This window comes from Kitasatospora sp. NPDC001603 (genome assembly GCF_040298365.1).
GTDB lineage: Bacteria > Actinomycetota > Actinomycetes > Streptomycetales > Streptomycetaceae > Kitasatospora.
Genome location: NZ_JBEPAA010000065.1, coordinates 1 through 22,068, shown reverse-complemented (window position 1 = coordinate 22,068; position 22,068 = coordinate 1). Strand labels below are relative to the sequence as shown.

2 protein-coding genes are annotated in these 22,068 nt (G+C 76.1%); both read left to right on the top strand.

The annotated features are described in order from the left end of the window. Positions 1-54: 54 nt before the first annotated feature. Positions 55-15,015, top strand: coding sequence for a type I polyketide synthase (locus tag ABT263_RS30035; RefSeq protein ID WP_502885885.1), 14,961 nt, complete (start codon positions 55-57; stop codon positions 15,013-15,015). A 43-nt stretch (positions 15,016-15,058) separates the two neighbouring features. Then, on the top strand, positions 15,059-22,068 hold a 7,010-nt coding region (locus tag ABT263_RS30030), incomplete at its 3' end, for a type I polyketide synthase (protein ID WP_352295095.1).

The window sequence follows — 22,068 nt, the reverse complement described above, 5'->3', positions numbered from 1 at the left end:
GCGGGGCAGCCCGCCCCTGACTCTGCCGAAAAACACCATTGCTGGGAGATGACCGTGTCCGACGAGGACAAGCTCCGTAGTTACCTGAAGCGGGCCATCGCAGACGCCCAGGACGCCCGCGCCCGACTGCGCGAGGTGCAGGAGCAGACGGCGGAGCCGGTGGCGATCGTCGGAATGGCGTGCCGCTTCCCGGGGGGCGCGGACACCCCGGAGGAGTTCTGGGAGCTGCTGGCCTCGGGCGGTGACGCGGTGGGCGCCTTCCCGACCGACCGCGGCTGGGACCTGGACGGCGTCTACGACCCGGACGGCGAGCGCGAGGGCACCTCGTACGTGGCGCAGGGGGCGTTCCTGCGGAACGCGACCCGGTTCGACGCCGGGTTCTTCGGCATCTCCCCGCGCGAGGCCATGGCGATGGACCCGCAGCAGCGGCTCCTGCTGGAGACCTCGTGGGAGGCGCTGGAGCGGGCGGGCATCGACCCGGCGACCCTGCGGGAGAGCGCGACCGGGGTGTTCGCGGGCGGCTTCGCGTCCAACTACGGGATCGGGGTCTCCTGGTCCGCCGAGGCCGGGTCCGGCGTCGAGGGCCACCTGATGACCGGCAACGCGACCAGCGTGCTGTCCGGCCGGGTCTCCTACGCACTGGGCCTGGAGGGCCCGGCGGTCACCATCGACACGGCCTGCTCGTCCTCGCTGGTCGCCCTGCACCTGGCGGCCCAGGCGCTGCGCTCGGGCGAGTGCACGCTGGCCCTGGCGGGCGGTGTCACCATCCTGGTGTCGCCGGGGACCTTCGTGGAGTTCTCGCGGCAGCAGGGGCTGTCGGCGGACGGCCGGTGCCGGGCGTTCTCCGAGGACGCGGACGGCACGGGCTGGGCCGAGGGGGTGGGCATGCTCGTGGTGGAGCGGCTGTCGGACGCGCGGCGCAACGGGCACCGGGTGCTCGCGGTGCTGCGCGGCTCGGCGGTGAACCAGGACGGCGCGTCGAACGGTCTGACCGCGCCGAACGGGCCTTCGCAACGGCGGGTGATCCGCGCCGCGCTGGCGAACGCGCGGCTGTCGGCCGCCGACGTCGACGTGGTGGAGGCGCACGGGACGGGGACCACGCTGGGTGACCCGATCGAGGCGCAGGCGCTGCTGGCCACCTACGGCCGGGAGCGGCCGGAGGGCCGGCCGTTGTGGCTGGGCTCGGTGAAGTCCAACATCGGGCACACCCAGGCGGCCGCCGGGGTGGCGGGCGTGATCAAGATGGTGCTGGCGATGCAGCACGAGGAGCTGCCGAAGACCCTGCACGCCGAGGTGCCGTCCTCGCACGTGGACTGGACGGCCGGTGAGATCGAGCTGCTCACGGCGCCGGTGCCGTGGCCCGCCGGGGAGCGGCCGCGTCGGGCGGCGGTCTCCTCGTTCGGGATCAGCGGGACCAACGCGCACGTCATCGTGGAGGAGGCGCCGGCTCCCGAGACGGCCCGGGCCGAGGCCGTGGCGCCGCTGCTGGCGGGTGCCGGTGCGTGGCTGGTGTCGGGCCGGACGGCCGAGAGCCTCACGGCGCAGGCGGGCCGGCTGCGCGCCTGGACGGTGGCGCGTCCGGAGCTGGCGCCGGTGGACGTGGCGTGGTCGCTGGCGGCGACGCGTTCGGCGTTCGAGCACCGGGCCGTGGTGGTGGGCACCGAGCGGGCCGAACTGGTCGGTGGCATCGAGAGCCTGGCCGCCGGGGTCTCCTCGGCCGCGGTGGTGTCGGGTGTGGCGCGGCCGGGTGCCCGGGTGGGTCTGGTCTTCGCCGGTCAGGGTTCGCAGTGGGTCGGCATGGGCCGGGGTCTGTACACGGCGAGCACGGTCTTCGCCGAGAGCTTCGACCGGGTCAGCGGGCTGCTGGAGCTGGAGTTGGGCGTCTCGGTCCGGGACGTCGTGCTCGGCGCCGAGGGTGTGGACGAGGCGCTGGCGCAGCAGACGCTGTACGCGCAGGCCGGTCTGTTCGCCTTCGAGGTCGCCGTCGCGGCGGTGCTGGCGGCCGCGGGCGTGACGCCGGACGCGGTGGTGGGTCATTCGGTGGGCGAGGTCGCGGCCGCCTATGTGGCCGGGGTGCTGTCGCTGCCGGACGCGGTGCGGCTGGTGGCGGCGCGGGCGCGGTTGATGCAGGCGCTGCCGGCGGGCGGGGCGATGGCGGCGGTCAACGTCTCGGAGGCCGAGGCGCTGGCCGAGCTGGTGCCCGGGGTGGTGATCGCCTCGGTGAACGGGCCGGAGTCGGTGGTGGTCTCCGGCTCGGTCGAGGCCGTCGATGAGGTGGTGGAGCTGTGGCGGGAGCGGGGCCGCCGGGTGCGGCGGCTGCGGGTCTCGCACGCCTTCCACTCGCCGGCGATGGATCCGGTGCTGGAGGAACTCGCGGCCGTGGCCGATGGGTTGGAGTACCACCGGCCGGCTGTGCTGTGGGCGGGCGCGCTCGCCGGTGAGCTGGTCACCGCGCCCGAGGCGGGCTACTGGCCGGCGCAGACCCGCCAGGCGGTGCGCTTCGCGGACGCGGTGGCGACGCTGGCCCGCCAGGGTGTCTCGGTGTTCGTCGAGGTCGGCCCCGACGGGTCGCTCTCCTCGCTCGGCCCGGACGCGGTGGCGGGGATCGACGGGGACGAGCCCGTGTTCGTCCCCCTCCAGCGGCGCGACGCGGAGGGCGTCGCGAGTTTCGTCACGGGTCTCGCCCGCGCCTTCGTGCACGGCGTGCCGGTGAACTGGAGTTCGGTTCTGCCCGCCGGGAAGCCTGTCGAGCTGCCCACCTATGCCTTCCGTCAGCAGCGCTTCTGGCCGGAGGGCGTGGTGCCGCTCACGCCGCCGGCGGCGGGCGGCGGCGACGGTGCGGGCACGGCGGGGGAGGCGCGGTTCTGGGCGGCCGTCGAGGACGGGGACCTGGCGAGCATCGCCGACACGCTGGCCATCGAGGACCAGCGGCAGCTCGCCGAGGTACTGCCGGCGCTGGCGTCCTGGCGGCGCCGCGAGCTGGACCGCCTGGTGACCACCGACTGGCGCTACCGGACGGCCTGGTCGGCCGTGGCGGAGCCCGACGCGCGGGTGCTGTCGGGGACGTGGCTGGTGGTGGTGCCGGCCGGCGCGGGCGAGCAGCCGTGCGCGGCCGCGCTGGCGGCGCGTGGCGCGGAGGTCGTCGTGGTCGAGGTCCCGGCCGGTGCCGTGGACCGGGCCGAGGTGGCCACGCTGCTGGCCGCGGCGGTCGAGCCTTCCGCCGTCTCCGGTGTGCTGTCACTGCTGGCCCTGGACGAGACGCGCGTGCCGGACCACCCGGGGGTGACCGCCGGGCTGGCGGCCACGCTGGCGCTCGTCCAGGCGCTGGGCGACGCCGGGATCGGCGCGCCGCTCTGGCCGGCGACGCGCGGCGCCGTGGCCGCCGGTCCGGGCGAGGCGCCGGTCAGCCCGGTGCAGGCGCAGGTCTGGGGGCTCGGCCGGGTCGTCGGTCTGGAACACCCCGAGCGCTGGGGCGGGTTGATCGACCTGCCCGAGGTGCTGGACGACCGGGCCGGTGCCCGGCTGGTCGCGGTGCTGGCCGGTGCCGGGGAGAACGAGGTCGCGATCCGGGCCGAGGGGATCCTCGGCCGCCGGCTCAAGCGGGCCGGGCAGACCCGCGACCGGGACCGCTGGTCGCCGCGCGGCAGCGTGCTGATCACCGGCGGCACCGGCGCCATCGCCGGGCACGTGGCGCGGTGGCTGGCCGAGCGCGGAGCCGGGCGGCTGGTGCTGACCAGCCGCTCCGGCCCCGCGGCCGCCGGGGTCGCGGCCACGGCCGCCGAACTGGCCGCCCGGGGTACGGGAGTGGACGTCGTGGCCTGCGACGTCGGCGACCGGTCGGCGCTGGCCGGGCTGCTGGCCCGGATCGGGGAGACCGGTCCGGCGCTGTCCTCGGTGCTGCACACCGCCGCGGTGCTGGACGACGGCGTGGTCGACCGCCTCTCGGCGGCGCGCCTGGCGTCCGTGCTCGGGGTGAAGGCCGAAGGCGCGCTGCTGCTCGACGAGTTGACCGCCGACCTCGATCTCGACGCCTTCGTGCTGTTCTCCTCGGCCGCGTCCACGCTGGGCGCCGCCGGTCAGGGCAACTACGCGGCGGCCAACGCCTACCTGGACGCCCTCGCCGAGAACCGCCGCAGCCGGGGCCTGCCGGGCCTGTCGGTCGCGTGGGGCGCCTGGGGCGGCGGCGGGTTCGCCGAGTCCAGCGCGGCGGCCCGGGCGCGGGTCGAGCGCGGCCCGATGCCGCCGCTGGACCCGCAGCTCGCCGCCCGCGCCCTGGGCGGGGCACTGGAGGGGCCGGACGCCGTCGTCACCGTGATGGACGTCGACTGGGCCCAACTGGCCTCCGCGCAGGGCACGGCGGACCTGCGGGAGGCACCGCTCTTCCGCGAGCTGCCGGAGGTCCGCCGGCTGACCGCCCGGGGCGCCGGGAGCGGGGACGGCACCCGGACCGAGGGTGAACTGCCCCGGCGGCTGGCCGGGCTCACCCGGGCCGAGCAGGAGCGGGCGCTCACCGACATCGTCCGGGCCGAGGTGGCCGTCGTACTGGGGCACGCCTCCGCGGACGCGGTCGAGGACCGGCGGTCGTTCAAGGACCTGGGCTTCGACTCGCTGACCGCCGTCGAACTGCGCAACCGGCTGGGCGTGGCGACCGGCATCCGGCTGCCCGCCACCCTGGTCTTCGACTACCCCACCCCGCTGCTGCTGGCCGGCTACCTGCGGGGCGAACTGACCGGGGACGCGGCCGGGCCGGGGCCGGTCGTCGTGGCGGCCGCGGCCGCGGACGAACCGCTGGCGATCGTGGGCATGGCCTGCCGCTTCCCGGGCGGGGCCGGCAGCCCCGAGGAGTTCTGGGAGCTGCTGGCCTCGGGCGGTGACGCGGTGGGCGCCTTCCCGACCGACCGCGGCTGGGACCTGGACGGCGTCTACGACCCGGACGGCGAGCGCGAGGGCACCTCGTACGTGGCGCAGGGCGCCTTCGTGGGGGACGCCACGGAGTTCGACGCCGGGTTCTTCGGGATCTCGCCGCGCGAGGCGCTGGCGATGGACCCGCAGCAGCGGCTGCTGCTGGAGACCTCGTGGGAGGCGCTGGAGCGGGCGGGCATCGACCCGGCGGCGCTGCACGGCAGTGCGACGGGCGTCTTCGCCGGCGGCTACGCGTCCGGGTACGGCTTCACCCTGGCGGGTGAGGGCGGGGCCGGTGTCGAGGGTCACCTGCTGACCGGGAACGCGACCAGCGTGCTCTCCGGCCGGGTCTCCTACGTGCTGGGCCTGGAGGGCCCGGCGGTGACCATCGACACCGCCTGCTCGTCCTCGCTGGTGGCGCTGCACCTGGCGGCCCAGGCGCTGCGCTCGGGCGAGTGCACGCTCGCGCTGGCCGGCGGTGCCACGGTGATGGCCACGCCCGGCATGTTCATCGACTTCTCGCGGCAGCAGGGGCTGTCGGCCGACGGCCGCTGCCGGGCGTTCTCCGAGGACGCCGACGGGACGGGCTGGGCCGAGGGCGCGGGCATGCTCGTGGTCGAACGGCTCTCCGACGCCCGGCGCAACGGCCACCCGGTACTCGCGGTGCTGCGCGGTTCGGCCGTGAACCAGGACGGCGCGTCCAACGGCCTGACGGCGCCGAACGGCCCGTCCCAGCAGCGGGTGATCCGGTCCGCGCTGGCGAACGCGCGGCTGTCGGCCGCGGACGTGGACGTGGTGGAGGCGCACGGGACGGGGACCACGCTGGGCGACCCGATCGAGGCGCAGGCGCTGCTGGCCACCTACGGCCGGGAACGGCCGGAGGGCCGGCCGTTGTGGCTGGGCTCGGTGAAGTCCAACATCGGGCACACCCAGGCCGCCGCCGGTGTGGCGGGCGTGATCAAGATGATCCTCGCCCTGCAGCACGAGGAGCTGCCGAAGACGCTGCACGCGGACGAGCCCTCCTCGCACGTGGACTGGTCGATGGGTGAGGTACGACTGCTGGCCGAGTCGGTGCCGTGGCCGGTGGGGGAGCGGCCGCGCCGGGCAGCGGTCTCCTCGTTCGGGATGAGCGGCACCAACGCGCACGTCATCGTCGAGGAGGCGCCGGCGGTCGTCGAGACCGCCGAGGTGGTCGACGCCGTGGCGCCGGTGGTGTCAGGGGCCGGTGCCTGGCTGGTGTCGGGCCAGTCGGCCGAGGGGCTGACGGCGCAGGCGGAGCGGCTGCACGCGTGGGTGTCGGCGCGGCCGTCGGTGGATCCGGCGGAGGTGGCGTGGTCGCTGGCGACGACGCGGTCGGCCTTCGAGCGCCGGTCGGTGGTGGTCGGTACCGACCGCGCCGAGCTGGTGTCGGGGCTGGAGAGCCTGGCGGTCGGTGTGCCGTCGGGTGCGGTGGTGTCGGGTGTGGCGCGGCCGGGTGCGCGGGTGGTGTTCGCGTTCGCCGGGCAGGGTTCGCAGTGGGTCGGCATGGGCCGTGAACTGGCGGCGTGCAGCCCGGTGTTCGCGGCGCGGCTCGCGGAGTGCGAGGCGGCGCTGGCGCCGTATGTGGAGTGGTCGCTGGGCGATGTCCTGGCGGGTGTGCCGGAGTTGAAGGCGGCGGATGTCGTCCAGCCGGCGTTGTGGGCGGTGATGGTGTCGCTGGCGGCGGTCTGGGAGGCCGCCGGTGTCGCGCCGGACGCCGTGGTGGGGCATTCGCAGGGTGAGATCGCGGCGGCGACGGTGGCCGGGATGCTGTCGCTGGAGGACGGCGCCCGGGTGGTGGCGCTGCGTTCGCGGTCGCTGAAGGTGCTGGCGGGCCTGGGCGGCATGTTGTCGGTGAGCCGGAGCGCCGCGGTGGTGGAGGAGCGGATCGCCCGGTTCGGTGAGCGGCTGTCGCTGGCGGCGGTCAACGGGCCGTCGGCGGTGGTGGTTTCGGGTGAGCCCGAGGCGCTGGAGGAGTTGAAGGCGGAGTTCGAGGCCGAGGGCGTGCGCGCCCGGATGGTCGCGGTGGACTACGCCTCGCACTCGGCGCAGGTGGACCGCCTCGAAGCGGAGATCACCGAGGTCCTGGCCGGTATCGCGCCGCGCCGGGGCCGGATCCCGATGGTGTCGGCGATGACCGGCGAGACGCTGACCGGTGAGGAGCTGGACCCCGCCTACTGGTACGGCAGCCTGCGCGCCACGGTGCACTTCGACCGCGCGGTGCGCACGCTGGCGGGCCAGGGGCACCAGCTGTTCGTCGAGGTGACTCCGCACCCGGTGCTGCTGGGCGCGATGAACGACACGCTCGAAGAGGTCGCCCAGGAGGCCGGCCCGGGCATCGTGCCCGCCGCGGTCTGCGGCACCCTGCGCCGTGACGAGGGCGGTGTGGCCCGGCTGGTCACCTCGTTCGCCGAGGCCTTCGTCAACGGCGCCTCCGTGGAGTGGACTTCCGTCCTCCCCGCCGCCGAGCGGATCGAGCTGCCGACGTACGCCTTCCAGCACGAGCGGTACTGGCCGCAGGGGATGCTGCCCCTGTCGCCGGTGGGTGCCGGCCGGGACACGGCGTCGCTGGGCCTGGGCGCGGTGGACCATCCGCTGCTGGGCGCGGCGGTCGAACTGGCCGGCGGCGCGGGCCTGGTCTGCACCGGGCGGCTCTCCGTGCGGACGCACCCGTGGCTGGCCGACCACACGGTGGGCGGGACGGTGCTGCTGCCGGGGACCGGATTCGTCGAGCTGGTGGTCCGGGCCGGGGACCAGGTGGGCTGCGGCCTGCTGGAGGAACTGACGCTCCAGGCGCCGCTGGTGCTGCCCGCCGACGGCGGCGGGGTCCAGGTCCAGGTGGTGCTGGCCGAGGCGGACTCCGAGGGCCGCCGCGCGGTCGAGGTGTTCTCCCGCCCCGACGTGTCCGACCCGCAGCAGGACTGGACGCGGCACGCGAGCGGCGCGGTGGCCCCGGCCCCGGCGGAGCGGCCGGCCCCCGGGGAGCTGTCGGTCTGGCCGCCGGAGGGCGCGACCGCGCTCGACGTCGGCGAGGTGTACGCCGTCCGGCTGGCGGAGGTGTACGGCCCGGCGTTCCACGGGCTGCGGGCCGCCTGGCGGCGCGGTGAGGACGTCTTCGCCGAGGTGGCGCTGCCGGAGCCGGTGGCGCGCGAGGCGGGTGCGTTCGGTCTGCACCCGGCGCTGCTCGACGCGGCCCTGCACGCCGCGCTGCTGGAGGGCACGGCCCCGGCGGACGCGGACGGCGGGCCGGGCGAGGTCCGGATGCCGTTCGCCTGGACGGGCGTCGAGCTGCACGCGAGCGGGGCGACCGTCCTGCGGGTGCGGCTGCGGCGGGACGCCCGGGGGGCGCTGGCGCTGACGGCCGTGGACCCGGCCGGCTCCCCGGTGGTGTCGGTGGGGTCGCTGGTCAGCCGGCCGGTGTCGGCCACGCAGCTGCGGGCCGCCGACAGCGGGGTGTCGGACGCGCTGTTCGTGGAGGAGTGGGCCCCGGTGGCCGAGGTCCCGGTGGCCGAGGTGCCGGTCGGGGCGTGGGCGCTGATCGGCGCCGACCGGTTCGGTCTGGTCGAGGCGCTGGCCGCGGCCGGTGTGCCGGTCCGGTCCTTCACCGGTCCGGCCGAGGCGGCCGGGGCCGAGCCGCAGGTCGTGCTGGTCTGTGCGGGGGCCGAGGAGGCCGAGGACGGCGACGTGGCCGGGGCCGCCCGCCGCCGCACCGCCGACGCGCTGGCGCTGGCCCAGGAGTGGCTGGCCGAGGAGCGCCTGGAGAACGCCCGGCTGGTGGTCGTCACCCGGGGCGGCGTGGCCGCCGGGGAGGGCGAGGCCGTGGCCGACCTGGCCGCCGCCGCCGTCCGGGGCCTGCTGCGCTCGGCGCAGTCGGAGAACCCCGGCCGGCTGGTCCTGGTGGACCTGCCCGCCACCGGTACGGCCGAGCGGATCGCCGTTCTGCCGGGCGTCCTCGCCACCGGCGAACCGGAGCTGGCCCTCCGTGACACGGCCGTGCTGGGTCGGCGGCTGGGCCGTCCGTCCGGCGCTGGAGCAGCGGTTGAACGCCCCGTGGGCCGCGCGGCCGACGGCTCGCGGACGCTGCTGGTGACCGGCGGGACGGGCACCCTGGGCGGTCTGGTGGCCCGGCACCTGGTGGTGACCGGGCAGGTCAACGGCGTGGTGCTGACCAGCCGTTCGGGCCCCGCCGCCCCCGGCACGGCCGCGCTGGCGGCCGGGCTGGCGCAGCTGGGCGCCCCGGTCCGGATCGTGGCGTGCGACGTGGCGGACCGGGACGCGCTGGCCGCGCTGCTGGCCACGATCCCGGCCGACCGCCCGCTGGGCTCCGTCTTCCACGCCGCCGGGATCATCGACGACGGCGTGATCGGTACCCTCACCGCCGACCGGCTGGCGGCGGTCATGCGGCCGAAGGTCGACGCCGCGTGGCACCTCCACGAACTCACCCGGGACCTGGACCTGGCGCACTTCGTCCTGTTCTCCTCGGCCGCCGCCGTCTTCGGCGCACCGGGGCAGGGCAACTACGTCGCCGCCAACTCCTTCCTGGACGCGCTGGCCGGGTACCGCCGGGCCGCCGGCCTGGCGGGCCTGTCGCTGGCCTGGGGCCCCTGGGTGCACGAGGCGGGCATCGGCCGGGAGCTGGGCGAGCGGCTGCTTAGCCGGATCAGCCGGTCCGGGGTCGCGGCGCTGGGCGCCGACGAGGGCCTGGCCGTGCTGGACGAGGCGCTCACCCGCGGCGAGGCCGTCCTGGTGCCGGCCCGGCTGGACCTGGCGGACCTGCGGGCGCGGGCCGCCCGCAGCGGGGAGGTCCCGCCGCTGTGGCGGGCGCTGGCCGGTGGCCGGGTCCGGCGGGCCGCCGCCGCGGCCGGGACCGGCGCCGAGGCCGGCGAGGCGCTGCGGCACCGGCTGGCCGGGCTCTCCGGCCAGGACCGTGACCGGGCGCTGCTGGACCTGGTCCGGGCGCACGTGGCCGCGGTGCTCGGGCACGCCTCCGCCGAGGCGGTCGAGCCCACCCGGGCCTTCACCGACCTGGGCTTCGACTCGCTGACCGCGGTGGAGCTCCGGAACCGGCTGCGGACCGAGACCGGGCTGCGGCTGCCGGCCACGCTGGTCTTCGACCACCCCACCCCCGTCGCGCTGGCCGCGCTGCTGCGCGGCGAACTGGCGGGCGGCCTGCCCGCCGCGGCCCCGGCGGTCCGGCCGTCCGCCGCGGTGGCGGACGAGCCGATCGCGATCGTCGGCATGGCCTGCCGGTTCCCCGGCGGCGCCGCCGGCCCGGAGGAGCTGTGGGAGCTGCTGGCCTCGGGCCGGGACGCGATCGGCCCGTTCCCGCAGGACCGCGGCTGGGACCTCGACGCCCTGTACGACCCGGACACCGAGCACGCCGGGACGTCCTACACCCGCGAGGGCGGCTTCGTCCGGGACGTCAGCGGCTTCGACCCGGCGTTCTTCGGGATCTCGCCGCGCGAGGCGCTGGCGATGGACCCGCAGCAGCGGCTGCTCCTCGAAGTGTCCTGGGAGGCCTTCGAGCGGGCCGGGATCGACCCGGCCGCCCTGCGCGGCAGCCTGACCGGCGCCTTCGTCGGCGGCTACGGGTCGGGGTACGCCGGGATGAGCCTCGAAGGCGAGTCCGAGTTCGAGGGCATCGACGGCCATGTGATGACCGGGAACGCGACCAGCGTGCTCTCGGGCCGGCTGTCCTACACCTTCGGCCTGGAGGGGCCCGCCGTCACGATGGACACGGCGTGCTCCTCGTCGCTGGTGGCGCTGCACCTGGCCTGCCAGTCGGTCCGGGCGGGGGAGTGCTCGCTCGCACTCGCGGGCGGCATCACCGTCATGGCGGCCCCGGACGGCTTCATCGCCTTCTCCCAGGCGCGCGGGCTGGCCGTGGACGGCCGGTCCAAGGCGTTCGCCGCGTCCGCCGACGGGATGGGCATGGCCGAGGGCGTCGGCATGCTCGTGGTGGAGCGGCTGTCCGACGCGCGCCGCAACGGGCACCCGGTGCTCGCGGTGGTGCGCGGTTCGGCGATCAACCAGGACGGCGCGTCCAACGGCCTCACCGCCCCCAACGGGCCTTCGCAGCAGCGGGTGATCCGGGCCGCGCTGGCCAGTGGCGGCCTGACGGCCGCCGACGTGGACGCGGTCGAGTCGCACGGCACGGGCACCAAGCTCGGCGACCCGATCGAGGCCCAGGCGCTGCTGGCGACCTACGGGCAGGACCGCCCCGAGGACCGTCCGGTCTGGCTGGGGTCGGTGAAGTCCAACCTCGGGCACACCCAGGCGGCCGCCGGGGTGGCCGGGGTGATGAAGATGCTGCTGGCGCTCCAGCACGAGGAACTGCCGCGGACGCTGCACGTGGACGAGCCGTCCCCGCACATCGACTGGTCGGCCGGGCACGTGCGGCTGCTCACCGAGCCGGTGCCGTGGCGGGCGAACGGACGGCCGCGCCGGGCGGGCGTCTCCTCGTTCGGGATCAGCGGCACCAACGCGCACATCATCCTGGAGGAGGCACCGGCGGCCGACGCCGTCGAGCCCGCGGCGCCGGCGCCGTCCGGGGCCGGCGCGTGGGTGCTGTCGGGCCGCTCGCCCAAGGCACTGGCGGGCCAGGCGGGCCGGCTGCGCGAGTGGGTGGCCGCCCGGCCCGGGGCGGAGCCGGCCGACCTGGCCTGGTCGCTGGTCGCGACCCGGTCCCTGTTCGAGCACCGGGCCGTGGTCGTGGGCGGGAACGGCGCGGAGCTGGCGGCCGGGCTGGAGAGCCTGGCGGCGGGCGTGTCCGCGGGGTCGGTGGTGTCGGGCGTGGCCCGGGCCGACGCGCGGCCGGTGTTCGCCTTCCCCGGCCAGGGTTCGCAGTGGGTCGGGATGGGCCGTGAACTGGCCTCGGTGAACCCGGTGTTCGCCGCCCGGCTGGCGGAGTGCGAGGCGGCGCTGGCGCCGTATGTGGACTGGTCGCTGGGTGAGGTCCTGGCGGGCGCCGAGGGCGCGCCGGAGTTGAAGGCGGCGGATGTCGTCCAGCCGGCGCTGTGGGCGGTGATGGTGTCGCTGGCGGCGGTCTGGGAGGCCGCCGGGGTGGTGCCCGAGGCGGTGGTCGGTCACTCGCAGGGTGAGATAGCGGCGGCGACTGTCGCGGGGATGCTGTCGCTGGAGGACGGCGCCCGCGTGGTGGCGCTGCGCTCTCAGTCGTTGAAGGTGCTGGCCGGGCTCGGCGGGATGCTGTCGGTGAGCCGGAGCGCCGCGGTGGTGGAGGAGCGGATCGCCCGGTTCGGTGAGCGGCTGTCGCTGGCGGCCGTCAACGGGCCGTCGGCGGTGGTGGTTTCGGGTGAGCCGGAGGCGCTGGAGGAGCTGAAGGCGGAGTTCGAGGCCGAGGGCGTGCGCGCCCGGCTGGTCGCGGTGGACTACGCCTCGCACTCGGCGCAGGTCGAGCGGCTGGAAGCGGAGATCATGTCCGTGCTGGCCGCGGTGGAACCGCGTCCGGGCCGGATCCCGATGGTGTCCGCGATGACCGGGGAGACGCTGACCGGTGAGGAGTTGGAGGCCGCCTACTGGTACGGCAGCCTGCGCGCCACGGTGCACTTCGACCGGGCGGTGCGGACCCTGGCGGGCCAGGGGCACCGGGTGTTCGTCGAGGTCTCCCCGCACCCGGTGCTGCTCGGCGCGATGACCGAGTCCCTGGAGGAGGTCACCCAGGAAGCCGGGCCGGGCGCGGTGCCCGCCGCCGTCTGCGGCACCCTGCGGCGTGACGACGGCGGCGCCCAGCGCCTGCTGACCTCGCTCGCCGAGGCCTTCGTGAACGGCGCGGCCGTCGACTGGACGGCCGTCCTCCCGGCCGGCCGGCGGGTGGACCTGCCGACGTACGCCTTCCGGCATGACCGCTTCTGGCCGAAGGTCCCGTCGGCGCTGCCGGCGGGCGGCCCGGCCACCGGCCGGGACGGGGCGGCCACACCGGCCGAGTCCGCGTTCTGGGCGGCCGTCGAGGGCGGCGACCTGGAGCAGCTCGCGGACACCCTGGCGATCGAGGACGGGCGCGAGCGGCTCGGCGAACTGCTGCCCGCGCTGACGACGTGGCGGCGCCACGACCTGGACCGCTCGACCACCGCGAGCTGGCGCTACCGGATGGGCTGGGCGCCGGTCGCCGAGCCCGACCCGGGCGTGCTCACCGGCACCTGGCTCGTCGCGGTGCCCGAGGCGGACGCCGCCGGCGACCTGGCGCAGGGCTGCGCGGTCGCGCTGGGTGTGCGCGGGGCCGAGGTCGTGCCGGTCGAGGTCCCGGCCGGGACGACGGACCGCGCCGTCCTGTCCGCGCTGCTCGCCCGGGCGCTCCGGGAGGCGGGCGCGGAGCCGTCCGGCGTGACCGGCGTGCTGTCGCTGCTCGCGCTGGACGGGACGCCGCTGCCGGACCACCCGGTGGTGACCGGCGGGCTGGCCGCCACCCTGACCCTCATCCAGGCGCTCGGCGACGCCGGGATCGAGGCACCGCTCTGGCCGGCCACCCGCGGCGCGGTCGCGGCCACGCCCGGCGAGCTGCCGACCGCTCCGGCGCAGGCACAGGTCTGGGGCCTCGGCCGGGTCGTCGCCCTGGAGCACCCGGACCGCTGGGGCGGTCTGATCGACCTGCCCGAGGTGCTGGACGACCGGGCCGGCGCCCGGCTGGTCGCGGTGCTCGCCGGCTGTGGCGAGGACCAGGTCGCCATCCGCCCGGCCGGGATGCTGGGCCGCCGGATGAGCCGGGCCGCCGGGGTGCGGGCCGGTGAGGACCGCTGGACCCCGCGCGGCAGCGTGCTGATCACCGGCGGCACCGGCGCCATCGCCGGGCACGTGGCCCGCTGGCTGGCCGAAGGGGGCGCGCCGCGCGTCGTGCTGACGGGCCGTTCCGGCCCGGCGGCCGCCGGGGTCGCGGCCACGGTCGCCGAACTGGCGGAGCGCGGCACCGCGGTGGACATCGTCTCCTGCGACGTGAGCGACCGCGCGGCGCTGGCCGGGCTGGTGGACCGGATCGGGAAGACCGGTCCGGCGCTGTCCTCGGTGCTGCACACCGCCGCCGTCCTGGACGACGGCGTCGTCGACCGCCTCACCCCGGCCCGCCTGGAGACGGTGCTGGCCGCCAAGGCCGCGAGCGCCGCCCACCTCGACGAGCTGACCGCCGACCTCGACCTGGACGCCTTCGTGCTGTTCTCCTCCGCGGCGTCGACCCTCGGCTCCGCCGGGCAGGGCAACTACGCGGCCGCCAACGCCCACCTCGACGCCCTGGCCGAGAACCGGCGGGCCCGCGGGCTGACCGGTCTGTCGGTGGCCTGGGGCCAGTGGGGCGGCGGCGGCCTGGCGGAGTCCAAGGAGGCGATCCGGGAGCGGATGAAGAAGCTCCCGATGTCGGCGATGGACCCGCAGCTGGCGGTCCGGGCCCTGGACGAGTCGCTGCGCGGCCCCGACGCCGTGGTGACGGTGATGGACGTGGACTGGGCCCTGCTGGCGCAGACCGCGGTGGACCTGCCGAAGGCCCCGCTGGTGCGGGACCTGCCGGAGGTCCGCCGGATCGCCACCACCGCCGCCGCCCGGCCCGCCGAGGCGGCCGGCCCGGGCGAGGGCGAGCTGGGCCGGCGGCTGGCCGGCCTGGACCGGGCCGAGCAGGAGCGGCTGCTGTCGGACCTCGTACGGGCCGAGGCGGCCGTGGTCCTGGGCCACGCGTCGGCGGACGGGGTCCAGGCCCAGCAGGCCTTCAAGGACCTCGGGTTCGACTCGCTGACCGCGGTGGAGATCCGCAACCGGTTGAACACCGCGACCGGACTGCGGGTGCCCGCTACGTTGATTTTCGACTACCCCACCCCGGTGGCGGTGGCCGCCTGGCTGCGCACCGAACTCGCCCCGGACGAGGCGGACTCGGTGCCGGTGCTCGACGACCTCGACCGGCTCGAATCCAGCCTGTCCGGTCCGGCACCCGACCAGGACACGAGCGAGCGAATCACGAGGCGGCTGCAGAGCATTCTGTCGAAGTGGATCGAGAAGCAGGGCGAAGCGGAATCCGGCAGCGGCGAGGTTGAACTCGAATCGGCGACACCCGACCAGGTGTTTGAGTTTCTCGACAAGGAACTTGGTCTGTCCAACTAGTTACTTCGCGCTAATTGACGGCATGTTTTGGTAAGGGGTCACTGTGGATAACCAAGAGAAACTCTTCGACTACCTCAAGAAGACCGCGGCCGAGCTCCAGGAGACGCGCAAGCGCCTGCACAAGCTGGAGGCCGGCGAGTACGAGCCGCTGGCGATCGTCGGCATGGCGTGCCGCTACCCGGGCAACGTGGAGACCCCGGAGGACCTCTGGGAGCTGCTGGCGGCCGGCGGCGACGCGGTGGGCGACTTCCCCACCGACCGCGGCTGGGACCTGGAGAGCATCTACGACCCGGACCCGGAGAAGTCCGGCCGGTCGTACACCCAGTCCGGGGCCTTCGTGAAGGACGCCAGCGGATTCGACGCCGCGTTCTTCGGGATCAGCCCGCGGGAAGCCGTCGCGATGGACCCGCAGCAGCGCCTGCTGCTCGAAGTCGCCTGGGAGGCGCTGGAGCGCGCGGGAATCGACGCGGGAACGCTCAAGGGCAGCCGGACCGGCGTTTTCGTCGGTGGTTTCACCTCGAACTACCTGGTGAACCTGGAGCTGGCGGAAGGGGGCACGGCCGGGCTGGAAGGCCACATGATGACCGGCAACCTGACCGCCGTGCTCTCCGGCCGGGTCTCCTACGTCATGGGCCTGGAGGGTCCCGCCGTCACGGTGGACACGGCGTGCTCCTCCTCGCTGGTCGCGCTGCACCTGGCCTGCCAGGCGATCCGCGCCGGGGAGTGCTCGATGGCACTCGCCGGCGGCGTGACCGTGCTGGCGCAGCCCGGCATGTTCGTCGAGTTCTCCCGCCAGCAGGGCCTGTCGGTGGACGGCCGCTGCCGCGCCTTCTCCGACGACGCGAACGGCACCGGCTGGGCCGAGGGCACCGGCATGCTCGTCGTGGAGAAGCTCTCCGACGCGCGCCGCAACGGGCACAAGGTGCTCGCGGTGATCCGCGGCTCGGCGATCAACCAGGACGGCGCGTCCAACGGTCTGACCGCCCCGAACGGCCCCTCGCAGCAGCGGGTGATCCGCGCCGCGCTGGAGAGCTCCCGGCTGTCCGCCGCCGACATCGACGCGGTGGAGGCCCACGGCACGGGCACCAAGCTCGGCGACCCGATCGAGGCGCAGGCGCTGCTGGCGACGTACGGCCAGGAGCGCGGCGGCGGGCAGCCGCTCTGGCTGGGGTCGGTGAAGTCCAACCTCGGACACACCCAGGCCGCCTCCGGGGTGGCCGGCGTGATCAAGATGGTGATGGCGCTGCGCAACGGCCGGTTGCCGCGGACGCTGCACGTCAACGAGCCCACCCCGCACGTCGACTGGTCCGCCGGTGAGGTGGAGCTGCTGACCGAGTCCGTCCCGTGGCCGGCCGGCGAGCGGGTCCGCCGCGCGGGCGTGTCGTCGTTCGGCGGCAGCGGCACCAACGCCCACCTGATCCTGGAGGAGGCACCCGCCGAGGAGGACGCGGCCGAGCCGGTGGAGGCGGCGCCGCGGGTCGTCTCGGGCGCCGGCGCCTGGCCGGTGTCGGGCCGTTCGGCCGAGGGGCTGGCGGCGCAGGCCGGCCGGCTGCGGGACTGGGTGGCGGCGCGGCCGGAGGCGGAGCCCGCGGACGTGGCGTGGTCGCTGGCGACCATGCGCGCGACCTTCGAGCACCGCGCCGTGGTCGTGGGCGGGGACCGCGCGGAGCTGGCGGCCGGGCTGGAGAGCCTGGCCGACGGCGTGCCCAGTGGCGCCGTCGTCGCGGGCGTGGCCCGGGCCGACGCGCGGCCGGTGTTCGTCTTCCCCGGTCAGGGTTCGCAATGGCTCGGCATGGGCCAGGAGTTGGCGCGGTCGAGCCCGGTGTTCGCGGCGCGCCTCGCGGAGTGCGAGGCGGCGCTGGCGCCGTATGTGGACTGGTCGCTGGCCGATGTCCTCGCGGGCGCCGAGGGTGCGCCGGAGTTGAAGGCGGCGGATGTCGTCCAGCCGGCGCTGTGGGCGGTGATGGTGTCGCTGGCGGCGGTCTGGGAGGCGGCGGGCGTCACGCCCGATGCGGTGGTCGGTCACTCGCAGGGTGAGATAGCGGCGGCGACTGTCGCGGGGATGCTGTCGCTGGAGGACGGCGCCCGGGTGGTGGCGCTGCGTTCTCAGTCGTTGAAGGTGCTGGCCGGGCTCGGCGGGATGCTGTCGGTGAGCCGGAGCGCCGCGGTGGTGGAGGAGCGGATCGCGCGCTTCGGTGAGCGGCTGTCGCTGGCGGCCGTCAACGGGCCGTCGGCGGTGGTGGTTTCGGGTGAGCCGGAGGCGCTGGAGGAGCTGAAGGCGGAGTTCGAGGCCGAGGGCGTGCGCGCCCGGCTGGTCGCGGTGGACTACGCCTCGCACTCGGCGCAGGTCGAGCGGCTGGAAGCGGAGATCATGTCCGTGCTGGCCGCGGTGGCTCCGCGTCCGGGCCGGATCCCGATGGTGTCCGCGATGACCGGGGAGACGCTGACCGGTGAGGAGTTGGACGCCGCCTACTGGTACGGCAGCCTGCGCGCCACGGTGCACTTCGACCGGGCGGTGCGGACCCTGGCGGGCCAGGGGCACCGGGTGTTCGTCGAGGTCTCCCCGCACCCGGTGCTGCTCGGTGCGATGACCGAGTCCCTGGAGGAGGTCACCCAGGAAGCCGGGCCGGGCGCGGTGCCCGCCGCCGTCTGCGGCACGCTGCGCCGTGACGACGGCGGCGCGACCCGCCTGGTCACCTCCTTCGCCGAGGCCTTCGTCAGCGGCGCGGCCGTCGACTGGGCCGCCGTGCTCCCGGCCGGACCGGGAGTGGACCTGCCGACCTACGCCTTCCAGCACGAACGGTTCTGGCCCAAGGGCACGCTGGGCGAGCTGCGCTCCGCGCGCCCGGGCGGCGACGCGCTGTCGCTCGGCCTGGGCGCGGTGGGCCACCCCATGCTCGGCGCGGTGGTGGAACTGGCCGGCGGCGCGGGCCTGGTGTGCATGGGCCGGGTGTCGCTGCGCACGCACGCCTGGCTGGCCGACCACGCCGTCGGCGGCGTCGTCCTGCTGCCCGGCACCGGCTTCGTGGAGCTGGCGGTGCGCGCCGGTGACCAGGTGGGCTGCGGCCTGCTGGAGGAACTGACGCTGCACGCACCGCTGGTGCTGCCCGCCGACCGCGGCGGGGTCCAGCTCCAGGTGGTCGTGGCCGCGCCCGACGCCGAGGGCCGCCGCGGGGTCGAGGTGTTCTCCCGCCCCGAGGAGACGGCCGCCCCGCAGGCCTGGGTCCTGCACGCGAGCGGTGTGGTCGCCCCCGCCACCGCGGCCGGGCGGACCGACGAGGACTTCCTGGTGTGGCCGCCGAAGGACGCCGCACCGGTGGACATCACCGACGTGTACGCGGTGCACCTCGCCGAGGTGTACGGCCCGACGTTCCACGGCCTGCGGGCCGCCTGGCGCCGGGGCGAGGACGTCTTCGCCGAGGTCGCGCTGCCCGAGGAGGCGGCGGCCGAGGCCGGCGCGTTCGGCCTGCACCCGGCGCTGCTCGACGCCGCCCTGCACGCCTCGCTGCTGGCGGAGCCGGTCGTCGAGGCCGAGCCGGGCCAGGTGCCGATGCCGTTCGCGTGGACCGGCGTCGAGCTGCACGCCGGTGGCGCGTCGGTGCTGCGGGTGCGGCTGCGCCAGGACGCCCAGGGCGGTGTGTCGCTGACCGCCGCGGACGCCACCGGCGCACCCGTGGTGTCGGTGGGGTCGCTGGTGAAGCGACTCGTCGCGATGGACCAGCTGCGCTCCGCGCAGAACGAGTTGAACGACTCGCTGTTCGTCCAGGAGTGGACCGAGGTGCCCGCCGGCGCCGCCCCGGCCGGCGAGTGGGCGCTGATCGGCGCCGACCGCTTCGGGCTGGTCGACGAGCTGGGCGCCGCCGCCGTGCCGGTGCGCGCCTTCGCCGGCATCGCCGAGCTGGCCGCCGCCGTCGAGACGGGCGAGGCCGCTCCCGGCACCGTCCTGCTGTGCGCGGACGCCCTGCTCGGCGGGGACGCGGACCAGGGCGCCGGCCTCCCGGACACGGTGCGCCGGGCCGGTGCCGAGGCACTGCGGCTGGTGCGCGAGTGGCTGGACGAACCACGCCTGGACGCCGCGCGGTTGGTGGTCGTCACCCGGGGCGCCGTGGACGCCGGCGGCGAGCCGGTGACGGACCTGGCGGCGGCCTCCGTACGGGGGCTGCTGCGGTCCGCCCAGGCCGAGAACCCGGGCCGGCTGGTCCTGGCCGACCTCCCGGCCGTCGAGGCCGGCGCCCGAAGCGCGCTGCTGACCACCGTGGTCGGCGGCGACGAGCCCGAGCTGGCGATCCGCGGCGAGGCCGCCTACGGCCGGCGCCTGACCCGACCCTCGGGCGAGCTGGAGGCGGTCAGCTGGCCGGCCGACCCGGTGGCCGACCCGGCGGCGCGTTCGCTGCTGGTGACGGGCGGCACCGGGACGCTGGGCGGGCTGGTCGCCAAGCACCTGGTGGCGACCGGCCGGGCCGGCGGTGTGGTGCTGACCAGCCGCTCCGGCCCGGCCGCCGCCGGAGCCGCCGCGCTGGCGGCCGAGCTGGCGGAGCTGGGCGTCTGGGTCCGGATCGTCGCGTGCGACGCGGCCGACCGGGACGCGCTGGCCGAGGTGCTGGACCGGATCCCGGCCGAGAACCCGCTGGGCTCCGTGGTCCACTCGGCCGGCGTCGTCGACGACGGCGTGATCGCCTCCCTGACGCCGGAGCGGCTGGCGGCCGTCATGCGGCCGAAGGTCGACGCGGCCTGGAACCTGCACGAGCTGACGGCCGGGCTGGACCTGGAGCGCTTCGTCCTGTTCTCGTCCGCGGCCTCCACCTTCGGCGCGGCCGGCCAGGCCAGCTACGTGGCGTCGAACTCCTTCCTGGACGCCCTGGCCGGGTACCGCCGGGCCGCCGGCCTCGCGGGGATGTCGCTGCAGCTCGGCCCGTGGATGCACGAGGCGGGCATCGGCCGGAACCTGGACCGGACCTCGCTGTCGCGGATCGACCGCGGCTTCGTCCCGCTCGGCGCCGAGGACGGCCTGGTCGTCATGGACGTGGCGCTGGCCCGGGACGAGGCGGTGCTGATGCCCGCCCGCCTCGATCTGGCGGCGCTGCGGGCGCAGGCCGCCGGCAGCGCGGATGTCCCGCCGCTGTGGCGCACGCTGGCCGGGGTGTTCGTCCGGCGCACGGCCGTCTCGGCCGCCGCCACCGGCACCGGCGCCGACGCGGCCGAGGCGCTCCGGCGCCGGCTCGCGGCGGTCTCCGGCCCCGAGCGGGACCGGGTGCTGCTGGACCTCGTCCTCGCCCATGTCGCCGCCACGCTGGGGCACGCCTCGGCGGACGCGATCGACACCGGCCGCCCGTTCACCGACGTCGGCTTCGACTCGCTGACCGCCGTCGAGCTGCGCAACCGCCTGAACGCCGAGACCGGCCTGCGGCTGCCCGCGACGCTGGTCTTCGACTACCCCACCCCGACCGCGCTCGCCACGCTGCTGCGCGGCGAGCTGGCGGGCGACCTGCCCGCCGTCGCGGCACCCGCCGCACCGGTGGCCACCGGCGCCGCGGACGAGCCCATCGCGATCGTCGGCATGGCCTGCCGCTTCCCCGGCGGCGCGGCCAGCCCCGAGGAGCTGTGGCGCCTACTGGCCTCGGGCTCGGACGCGATCGGCCCGTTCCCGCGCGACCGCGGCTGGGACTTGGAGAGCCTCTACCCGGACACCGACCCGCACGGCGAGTCGTACACCCAGGCCGGCGGCTTCGTCCAGGACGCCAGCGCCTTCGACGCGGGGTTCTTCGGCATCTCGCCGCGTGAGGCGCTGGCGATGGACCCGCAGCAGCGGCTGCTGCTGGAGACCTCCTGGGAGGCGTTCGAGCGGGCCGGGATCGACCCCGCGACGCTGCGCGGCAGCCAGACCGGCGCCTTCGTCGGCGGCTACAGCTCCCGGTACGCGACCGACGTCCAACTGGAGGGCACCGAGGTCGTCGAGGGCCACCTGGTGACCGGGAACGCGACCAGCGTGCTCTCGGGCCGGCTGTCCTACACCTTCGGCCTGGAGGGCCCGGCGGTCACGGTGGACACGGCGTGCTCCTCCTCGCTGGTGGCGCTTCACCTGGCCGCCCAGGCGCTGCGTTCCGGTGAGTGCTCGCTCGCCCTGGCCGGCGGGGCCACCGTCACCGCCACCCCCGGGGTGTTCGTGGCCTTCGCCAAGGCCGGCGGCATCTCGATGGACGGGCACTGCAAGTCCTTCGCCGCGGCGGCCGACGGCTCCGGCTTCGCCGAGGGCGCGGGCATGCTCGTGGTGGAGCGGCTGTCGGACGCGCGGCGCAACGGGCACAAGGTGCTCGCGGTGATCCGCGGCTCGGCGATCAACCAGGACGGCGCGTCCAACGGTCTGACCGCCCCCAACGGGCCCTCCCAGCAGCGGGTGATCCGCGCGGCGCTGGCCAGCGCCCGGGTGTCGCCCGCCGACGTGGACGTGGTGGAGGCGCACGGTTCGGCGACCACGCTGGGCGACCCGATCGAGGCACAGGCGCTGATCGCCACCTACGGCCAGGACCGGCCGGAGGGCCGGCCGCTGTGGCTGGGGTCGGTGAAGTCGAACATCGGGCACACCCAGGCCGCGGCCGGTGTGGCCGGGGTGATGAAGATGGTGCTGGCGCTGCAGAACGAGCAGCTCCCGCAGACGCTGCACGTGGACGAGCCGACCCCGCACGTGGACTGGTCGGCGGGCGAGGTGCGGCTGCTGACCGAGCCGGTGGCGTGGCCCACCGGCGAGCACGTCCGCCGGGCCGGCGTGTCCGGCTTCGGAATGAGCGGTACCAACGTGCACGTCATCCTGGAGGAGGCGCCGGCCGCGGTCGCCGAGGAGGCGGAGGCCCTGGACGAGCCGGCCGGTGAGGCCGGGGCGGTGGCGGTGCTGGAGCCGGCCGGGCCGGTGGCGTGGCCGGTGTCGGCGCAGTCGTCGGAGGCGTTGGCGGGTCAGGCGGATCGGTTGCGGGAGTGGGTGTCGGCGCGGTCGTCGGTGGATCCGGTGGATGTGGCGTGGTCGTTGGCGGCGACGCGGTCGGTGTTCGAGCACCGGGC